1 protein-coding gene is annotated in these 1,529 nt (G+C 72.7%); it reads left to right on the top strand.

The window, feature by feature from the left end:
• Positions 1–11 precede the first annotated feature (11 nt).
• Positions 12–1,529: ABC transporter permease (locus E2651_RS43135; RefSeq protein ID WP_135336718.1), on the top strand; the 1,518-nt coding region annotated here is incomplete at its 3' end.

The raw sequence follows: 1,529 nt of genomic DNA, 5'->3' as shown, positions 1-1,529 counted from the left end.
GTGGCGGGGCGATGATGGTTTCTGCCCTTTTGCGTGCCCGGTGGGTCAGTCTTCTCGGGGCCTTTGTCGCCGTCGCGCTCGGCGTCTCGCTCGTCGCCGCCATGGGGCTCGGGCTCGCGTCCACCCTCAGCGCGCCGGAGCGCGAACCCGTGCGGTTCGCGGGATCGCCCGTGGTCGTCATGGGGCAGGACCGGCTGACCGTACCGGTCGAGCGAGGGCCTGACATCAAGTACGTATCGAAGCCGCTCGCTCATCCACACCCTGTGGATATCGAACTTCTGCGCGACCTGCGCCGGCTCGGTCCTGTGCGGACGGACGGTGCGAGGCGGGACGCCGTGGGTGTGGACGCGGCGGCATCGGATGTGCGGGAGGTGGTCGGGAAGCGGGGTCGCGTTCTCACCGGGGGCGAGCGGCGGCTCGCCGATCCCGGGACGGCGCGGGACGCCGAGGGGCTCGTGGCCGTGAACTCCTTCCTGGGAACGGCCGGCGGGGTGTCCGCGTTCGTTTCCGTCTTCGTCACGGCGTCCACGTTCGCCTTCGTGGTGGCGCTGCGGCGGCGGGAGTTCGGGCTGCTGCGGATGGCCGGGGCGACGCCGGGGCAGGTGCGCAGGACGCTGCTCGGGGAGGCGCTCGCCGTGGGTGTCGTGGCTTCCGGAGTGGGGTGTGTGCTGGGGAGTTGGGGTGCGCCGGTGCTCGCCGAGCGGCTGGTGGAGGCCGAGATCGCTCCCGAGTGGTTCGAGGTGGGCGAGGCGGTCTGGCCCTACCATCTCGCCTTCTGGGTGGGCGTTTCGGTGGCCGTCTCGGGGGCGTGGATCGCCTCGCGGCGGGCCGGGCGCGTAGGGCCCGTCGAGGCGTTGCGCGACGCGTCGGTGGACAGCGGGGTCATGCCGTGGAGCCGGCGGATCGTGGGGGCGGCGCTGCTGGCCACGGGGCTCGGGCTGCTGGGGTGGACGCTGTGGAGCGATCCGTCCGCGCTGATGAAGCGGAAGACGTACACCACACAGCCGATGATCCTCATCACGGCACTGGCCGCGCTGACTCCTCTTCTCGTACGTCCCGTCGTCCGCGCCGTCCGGCTTCCCGGCGCCGTCGGCCTGCTCGTCCGGGAGAACTCCGCCGCCTCGGTACGCAGGACCGCGGCCGTCGCCGCGCCGGTCCTCGTCACCGTGGCGCTCGCCGGGTCGCTGCTCGGCTCGGCGCAGACGGCGGGGGCGGCGCGGGCCGCGGAGGCGCGGGAGCGTACCGGGGCCGCGTTTGTGATAACTGGCGATGATTTGAAGCCCGTTGGGCGAGTGGACGGGGCTGTGGTGGCCGCCTCTTCGTCCACGGCGGTGTTCGTGCGGGAGGAGGGCAGCGCGCTCGTCCGCTCGGAGGCGCGGGCACTCGACGATCCCGCGGCGTTCGCCTCGGTGTCCCGGCTGCCGGTGGTGGACGGGGACGTACGCGATCTCGACGACCGCTCGATCGTCGTCAACGAGGAGTGGGAGCGGCGGGAGGTGGGTGAGTGGGTCGACGTCTGGTTGGGGGAC

Source organism: Streptomyces sp. MZ04 (assembly GCF_004684775.1).
Lineage (GTDB): Bacteria > Actinomycetota > Actinomycetes > Streptomycetales > Streptomycetaceae > Streptomyces.
The sequence above is the reverse complement of the archived record's forward strand: the minus strand, read 5'-3'. Positions and strand labels throughout refer to the sequence as shown.